The organism is Cupriavidus sp. F041 (assembly GCF_057814235.1).
On the sequence record NZ_JBVASY010000004.1, the window covers coordinates 320,314 to 327,305 of the forward strand.

Genomic DNA, 6,992 nt, shown 5'->3' on the forward strand with positions numbered 1-6,992 from the left:
ACCGATCTGATATCGGTTAGGTAGCCTCAAGCGTTCTGCGTCCACTCGAATTACGGCCCGGATATAGCCGGCTTGTCACGAACGGTCACGGGGGGACAGCCGCATCTTGACGCCGTAGCATCGCCCCGCTCGGGAAGACTTGGCTCCACGCCTCCTTACAGCTCGGTCTTTCGCTCGAAGATATGGATGAAGGCTTCGAAAGATGGCGTTGACAAGGACAGAATTTTGCTCCGGACGTTACAACTGTGCCACTACGAGCCATGTCAATTTCGCCGCATAAAGGTTCAGTTAAATACTGACGGCAACTGAATGAACGGCGTTGTCGCGTTCCTGGATGAATCGACGCACGGTGTCGATCAGCATACGTTGGTCGTGACTTTCATGCCTGTCCTCCAATTTGTCATCATTTGCGCGCCGTCGCCACCTCGGCGAACCGCATTCTTCTACGCGCCTCCGCTGGTCTTTGCCGCAGCAGGAATAACACTGGCGCAAATCGGCATCCTCGCCGCAATCTATCCAGCAGTCTGGGGCGCTTCGCAGATTCTCACCGGCTCGGCCGCAGGGGCTGATCGTGTGGGGGATGTGGTTGCAGGCAGGGAGTATTGCCGTCACCGCGGTAGCAGCGGATTTCTTGGTCTTTGGCCTGGGTGCCGTGTTGTTTGGAATCGGCACGGCCATGGTCTATCCGACCTTGCTCGCCGCAATCGGCGACGCGGCCCCCCTTCTTGGCGCGCTTCCGCAGTGGGCGTCTACCGACTCTGGCGAGACCTTGGCTACGCGGTGAGAGCCCTCTTAGTCGGTATCACCGCTGATATTTTCGGCGTGCGACGGCTATCTGGCCGGTGTCGGTGCTGACCTTGCTTTCAGGCGTGGTCGCGGCGGTGCGCATGAAAGAAACCCATGCAATAGGAAAAGCATGAACGAGCGGAAAGAGCAAATCCGTAAGCGTAAGGGCCTGACGGCATCCACTCCTGACCATGACACGCTCACCGGTTAGCGCAAGTTCCCTGTATGCCCCAACGAGTATCGGCCCGGTTGTGGCCACACCGTCAGCCCATGCGGTTCACGACCCACCCTGATCTTGTCGACACTGCCCGTTGCGGTGTCGATGCGGTACACCACATCGTCGAACCGACCGGACAACCACAAGTGCTGGCCATCGGCACTGACGTTGCCCATATCAGGGCTGCCGCCCCCCGGAATGGGCCAGGTCTTAGTGACGGTACGAGTCGCAAAATCAATGACCGAGACACTGCCTTTGCCGCCCGGCGTGCCATGGATCTTGTTGGTGCCACGGTTGGCTACATAAAGGCTTCTGCCATCGCGGCTGGGATACAGGCCATGCGCGCCGATGCCGGTGGCGATGAAGCCGATCTGCTTGAACGATTCACCATCGATCACATGGACGCCGTCGGCCATCATGTCCGCCACGAAGAACACCTTGCCGTCTGGCGATACCCGCACGTCTTGCGGCATGCCCGTGGTGGTGCAGATTTCGCCACCAGACTCTTTCGGGTCAGGGATCTTGGCGGGCTTCTTGCCAGGTGAGGCGATCAGCGCGAGGACATCCGGCCGGTCGAAGTATTTGCTCAGCTTGAGGGTGGCCTCGACGCGGCGATTCACCAGGTCGATCTTGGTGACTGCCCCGTCAAATTCGCAGGTAAACAGCGCGAACTTGCCGTCGATGGAGAAATCGGCGTGATTGATTCCGCCGCATTGCTGCGTAGCAATCGAATATTGCAGCTTCATGCTGCGTGGGTCACGGAAGTCTAGGCGCTTGTATGCTTCGGCAACCACGATGGCCGATTGACCATCCGGAGACCAATACATATTGTAGGGGTCGTCCACGCGAATCGATTGTCGCGGTTTGCCTGTGTTGGGATCGATCGGCGTCAGACTGCCATCGGGGCGACCTTCGGCGTTGTTGGCTACCCACAGCGTGTGCAAGTCCCACGAGGGCACCACATGCTGCGGGTTGATACCCACCTTGAAGGTATCGATGACCTTCAGCGTGGCCGGATCGATCACGGACACGGTATTGGATGTGTGGTTTGGCACGTACACGCGCTCCAGGGCACCGGCAACCGCCGGACTCATGCGGTCGGCGCCCGCCTCGCTGTAAAGATTGTTCCGGTCAGGCACGGCCGGCATGCCAGGCACCGTCGCCACTCGGTCGTTCTGCGCAGAAGTTCCAGGTGGAGACGATGCGTTTGCCGGCGCTGCGATGGCGTGGTTTGCGACCCACCAAGCGGTCGCCGATAAGGCGACCACGACAGAAACGACGACAACGGGATTCTTGCGCATGCTTGACCTCTCAATCTCTCGGTCTACACATCATGGAATGCTAGTAGCGCGCTCAGCGCGAAGCACCCAGTGCAGCGCGAATGGAGGCTACCGTTCTCGCCACAATCAGATCGACGCCCAACTGACCCAGCGCCGCACTGGCAGCGCGCGGATCGCCAGCGACGCCATTGGCCGCGCCTTCGCGTGGATCGTGTGCCATTTGATCTGTCCGAACCAATGTAGCGTCGATGGCAATCATTAGCGAAGTATCGGCCGTGCCTGCATGCACGCCGATCTGCGCATCGCTCAACCCCTTGGCTTTGAGGGCCTGCACGTAGTCGGTTTGAGTGACCCGGTAGTAATCCCCGATGAAGTGGGCACGGGCGGGCGTCGCCGCCCAATCGTGATTCAGGCGCGTCGCCACTGCCTTGAGCTGGGCCTGGTAGCCGCCGTGATCACCGATGAACACGACGTCGACAAAACCATTCTGCTTGAAGCTGCGCGCGGCGGCATCCAGTACGCTCTTAAAGGCGTCGTCCGGTACCGAAATTGTGCCGGCAAAGCGCATGTGCCCAACGGGTGGGGTAATGCTGCCTTCGGGCACATAGGCTACCACTGGCGCGACCAGTGTATGGCCCAACGATGTGGCGATCCTGCCCGCCAGGACCTTGACCCGCACATTGTGCTTGCCCAGCGCCATGTGCGGGCCGCTTTGTTCTGTGCCGCCGACCGGGATGATGATCGTCGTCGTGCCAGCGTGGATGGCATCGCGGACCTCGGTCGAGGTCAACTCTTCAAGATAAACACTATTGGCGGCGGACCACGCAGCAGGACTGAAAACGGCCAACCAAAGAGAGAGCAAGGCAACTATGGTGCGCATCAGTGGCCTACGTTTTGTCATTGGTGAAGGGACGTATTCGCACATCCGGGTATAGCAAGCTCGAAGGTCGGATAGTAGCCGAGAGGCCCCGAGTCCCGCAGCAATTGCCGGCCTTTCCCTACGCCGCCAGAAGCTTCAAACGTTCCGTCCGCGAGAGGCTTCGCGAGGCCTCGTAACGTGTAGTCTTGGTAGGTTTCGGATGCCACCGTGCCCCCTTCGAATGATTGTCGTATATGTATCAATTTTCGATGGATTCAGTCCCCCGATACGGCTTGAAAGGTCGTTCGCACGGTGGCTGCCAACGACCCGTGTCGCCGCGTTGCGACGACGGGTGCACCTTATATCTTGGCGGCGCGCGACGCATGCCCGACGGCTTGGCTGGCCGGCTTCGATGCCCTGCTGCTTGCCCCATTGAAGTTATGCTCGACGAATTCGACCGTTTGCTTCGCCGTCTGGAAACTGTCTTCGCACAGCGTGTTGGTGGCGGTAACTACCGAAGTTAGTGCGTTCACGGGAACTTCCGAACCCGCCGGCGCGCTATTCGTAAGGTTATCGAAGCTACCCGTCGTTGGGCTGCTCGGGCTGACCCAAGGAACGATCAGGCTTGGCACTGACTACCCGACACCATGCGTAGACGCCGGTCGAGCAAGTTCTACCGGGCGGCTAGGCAGGCACAAGGATAGGCCGCAAGCTGCGGGCCTATCCTAAGCATCTGCGCACAGTGGCGTGCGCTTCGGGGAGATCTCAGCTTGCAGCGGCTGCCGATGCCGGCGCAGCCTTCTTGCTCTTCTTGCTCGTCTGCCCGTTGTTTTTGTGTGCCGGCTTGGCCTTCGGGGCGGACGCGTCGGTCAGCGATTCGGCAGTATCCTTCTTCGCGCCCTCGGTGTAGGGATCAAATTTCCCGGCCTTGGCGCCCTGCGTATATGGGTCGACTTTGCCAGCGGTTTGCGCCTGAGCGGCGAGGGATGCAGCGCCAAGGCACAGGGCGATGGCGGTAGCGGCGAACTTATTCATGATTCCTCCTGGACATGCCATTTTGACCCACAGGGGAGAACGCGCCGTTCCCCCTGTTATTTAACGCTCGAAAGGTGCACAGGTTGACCTGGCAGGGCGGACACTTCGCCCCAAGAAGGCGACAAGGGCCTCGCCACTTTCCCGCCGTCAAACCCAGTAGTTACTGCGAGCATCGCAGGGTGGCCGGCCTCGGGCCGACTATTTGCCAGGACCTCTCTTTAGCGAGCCATAGGCTTCGCCCCACCCTGTGGCGGGCGCCAGAGGAAACCCCCGCTGACTTGCCTATGATCGGCTTGCGGAGAATGGTTGGCTGAGCGGACGACGGTGAGCAAAAAGCGGCGCGATCATGACGGACAGTCTCCTCTACCAAGGTGGACACAGAGCGCGCTCTCGATCATCACGCGCGTCCAATCAGATTGAGCGCTCCGACCGGCAGCGCAGCCCAGATCCCGGCGGCGGCCACCTTGGCTGCGGTGTGCGCCGCGGTGCGGTAGGCATGGTCTTGGCCCGAGCATTCAATTTACTCGACGACCCAGACAGATCAAGGCCGGGCATCGGCCAGTCAACTACGTCTGGCGCCGACATCGCGCCCGCCGAATTACTTGACAACGGGTCGCCCTATGCAAGACTGCGACCGATGATCTCAGCGTTTGGCCGCCGCTCGCCCGAAGTGTGTTCCATGGCGCACATTTAATTGGAGCACAACATGCATCCCTCCTCTCCGGCAGAGACATCTCTCCGGCCGCGCCGAAGGAATTTTGAACACAATCCCCGGCTATTTTCTGTCCGTGTGCCTCATCTAGCGCAGCCTCGTTCGCACGACCGACCGGCTCGTCCTTGCCAGCCACCAGCACGGGCGGTAATTCTCCTTGGCAGGCAAGCCCAGAGCGCAAACGACAGGACGGGGCCCACGACAATTCTGCTCTGTAGGTCTACTACCAGCGTGGGAAGCAAACTGCTTTGATGGTGACCGTCGACATGCAGTGAGCTGGTTCGCACAGTTGTCAATGCGGGCGACGGCACATTGCGTGACTACCCAACGGGCGCGCCCTGGATGTTGTGCGGTTCGAGCCCGGTAACATCAATCAGTCGCTGCGCCCATCGCTTCGCGACGGTAAGGCATTCCCTGCAAGTAACCTCAGCATACGCCTCCGCCTTTCGCAGCTTTAAATGCTTTTCGGTGATTCGCCGCGAACGCATGCAAAGTAAATCACCAGCGCTGCGCGTCAGACGTCCGTCGCGAAAGCCCTGCTTCAGCCAGACATGAACATTGTTGGCCAAAAGCTGCCCCTCGTCGTCTGGCGTTCCGAGCAGGCGACTGGATTCACTTTTGATTGCACCGGGTACCCACCTGATGGGAATAGCAAGGCTAGCGTTAAACGCCTGTGCTCGAATGCGAAGGTCCTCTTCGCGCTCCCGTAAGGCGGCCTCCTCTGCCGCTTTTCGCGCCGCCTTCGCGGCACGCACCCGGTCTACATCATCAGCCCGTGCACACACGAGCATTCCGTTGTTATCGCACCAGACTTCGACTAGGGTTCCCGATACAAGTCCAACCTGTCCCGTTCGCACTCTTCCGCTTGCGGTACGGCAACCGTAAACCTCGAGCTGTTTCCCATCCAGGCTCACTTGATTTCCTTCAACAGGAACGCGAACTCTGTGTCCCTCAACAACACATCGGAGGTTTACACCCGAAGAAACAAGATGTAGTTGGTAGATTTCCATGGCCAATACAGCCCCAGCAGAATTGCCGGACTAAGTGCAATGTATGGTTGGAAAGTGTAGGTCAAACATCGAAAAAAAACCCGTGCGCTGTTGCACAAAAAAGAAACCCGCGTCGCCAGGGAGGATACGCGGGTGGTAGCAAGGACTACGCCACCAGTCTACGTGAAATTAAAATATTTTCATGTCAGATTTAAGCAGCATTTTCGTTCCACTTTTTGGCATTGTGGCCCGCCCATGAGACCGGCGTGCTCAGACGGTGATTTGACGTCACACAGCATCGCGGATAACCCTTATCTCTGCAGGCCTACTAGGCTGACATCAAAACATCATGCAGATTGTATTCAATCCACGGTCTTCAAGTGCCTTGCGCGCTGTTGCTGTCACCTTGCTACAGCAGGCCACCACGCTCGACTGGAGCGTCGACGACTGGCGTTCACCAGCACAATCTGAGTCCGTCACTGCCCTCCTACAAGCCGGAGCCTGGCAGGTCGGTTTGCTTCTAAGCATCCAGCTTCTTTCGGCAGATAGCGAAACGCACGGTCACCCCCAACTAGTATGTCGCGGATTTTATTACGCGCAATTCTCCTCCCTCGGATTCGCAACTGCATTAACCAACGGTGCCTAGTCGTCAACTAACATGAACCCATGGATCCCTCAGTGGTAAACCCTATGCCATCTTGGCTACAACAGCCTGGTCGGCTATGCTGGCGGTTCCGATTACTTTGCTGCAATCGAGGGCGAAATGCTCAGGGTGCAGTAGTAGGTCTAGATTGGATTTTTATTTCTGCATGCAGTATGCATGCGCGTTGCTCCGAGGATGAAATGGCGACTGGTATTGTGAAGTGGTTCAACAACGAAAAGGGATTTGGATTCATTACGCCGGACGGCGGTGGCGCGGATTTGTTCGCGCACCACACGGAAATCCAGGGCACGGGATACCGGTCTCTTGACGAAGGCGCCAAAGTCCAATTTGAATCGAAGCAAGGCCCGAAAGGTTTGCAAGCTTCGCAGATTCGCAAGCTGTAGTCGCCATTGCACCTAGGAAATCGAGATGGAAGAAAGGCCCCTCGCTGTGACGAGGGGCTTTTTTGTT

At 58.5% G+C, this 6,992-nt stretch carries 6 protein-coding genes; 1 reads left to right on the forward strand and 5 read right to left on the reverse strand.

Translation table 11 applies throughout. The annotated features are described in order from the left end of the window. Positions 1-993: 993 nt before the first annotated feature. From ACZY0R_RS42735 to ACZY0R_RS42755, 5 genes are all read right to left on the reverse strand, one after another. Positions 994-2,304: a YncE family protein gene (locus ACZY0R_RS42735; protein ID WP_488867785.1), complete on the reverse strand. Its 1,311-nt coding sequence runs from the start codon at positions 2,302-2,304 to the stop codon at positions 994-996. A gap of 52 nt (positions 2,305-2,356) precedes the next feature. Beyond that, positions 2,357-3,163 carry a creatininase family protein gene (locus tag ACZY0R_RS42740; RefSeq protein WP_488867787.1) on the reverse strand — a complete coding sequence of 269 codons (807 nt, stop codon included), beginning with the start codon at positions 3,161-3,163 and terminating at the stop codon, positions 2,357-2,359. A 338-nt stretch (positions 3,164-3,501) separates the two neighbouring features. Then, entirely contained in the window at positions 3,502-3,675 is a 174-nt protein-coding gene (locus tag ACZY0R_RS42745; protein WP_488867789.1) for a hypothetical protein, read from the reverse strand. 232 nt (positions 3,676-3,907) lie between these two features. Further along, positions 3,908-4,177, reverse strand: coding sequence for an amino acid ABC transporter permease (locus tag ACZY0R_RS42750; RefSeq protein ID WP_488867791.1), 270 nt, complete (start codon positions 4,175-4,177; stop codon positions 3,908-3,910). A 1,032-nt stretch (positions 4,178-5,209) separates the two neighbouring features. After that, a complete protein-coding gene (locus ACZY0R_RS42755) occupies positions 5,210-5,899 on the reverse strand; it encodes a hypothetical protein (RefSeq protein WP_488867793.1) in 690 nt (229 codons plus the stop codon). A gap of 822 nt (positions 5,900-6,721) precedes the next feature. Here ACZY0R_RS42755 and ACZY0R_RS42760 point away from each other — a divergent pair. Next, positions 6,722-6,925 carry a cold-shock protein gene (locus ACZY0R_RS42760; RefSeq protein WP_488867795.1) on the forward strand — a complete coding sequence of 68 codons (204 nt, stop codon included), beginning with the start codon at positions 6,722-6,724 and terminating at the stop codon, positions 6,923-6,925. Positions 6,926-6,992 lie beyond the last annotated feature (67 nt).